At 41.9% G+C, this 482-nt stretch carries 1 pseudogene; it reads right to left on the bottom strand.

Annotation, left to right across the window (positions count from 1 at the left end):
* Positions 1 to 470: pseudogene (locus IQR33_RS35945) on the bottom strand (hypothetical protein); the annotation flags it as partial.
* Between the last annotated feature and the right edge of the window lie 12 nt (positions 471 to 482).

Raw genomic sequence — 482 nt, 5'->3', positions numbered from 1 at the left:
TGGATCTTTTTGAAAGAGCATATTTGTGAAATCTTTCTTCGCATAGCGTCAGTTACCAACCAAGGGTGCTCTCGTAGCCATTGCCTCGCTTTAGCCTCGCTTGCTAAGGCCTGTCTGGGCATTGGTAGGCCGAGCCCCTTACAACGCTTCTGAAGTTTATCTTTGGTTTGGTTTGAAAGTGGCATGTTAGGATTCACACCGTCTCTTGGTGTTTTATCAAACAGGTTTTTATTCAGGAAACCTATTAGCTTTTCAGTATTTTCAATTTGAGTATTTATAAATTCCAGTGACGCTGCTTCTGCTTCTCGTTGAGGGAGTTTACTCATGTCAGAAAGTTTGAGTTCCCATTTGGCAGTAGTACCAGGGCTTTTATATGAATCAGGAAGTGCCTTATACAATTCAATCCCTTTTGGGGTGATATCAATCGAAGGGTTTTTACCCTTGCTAGTATACGCTACGAACTCACGCATTAAGATAGTTGC

The sequence above is a fragment of the Vibrio sp. OPT46 genome, from assembly GCF_015163535.1.
Lineage (GTDB): Bacteria > Pseudomonadota > Gammaproteobacteria > Enterobacterales > Vibrionaceae > Vibrio > Vibrio alginolyticus.
Note: the sequence above shows the minus strand (reverse complement) of the source record. Positions and strands in the feature narration are given on the sequence as shown.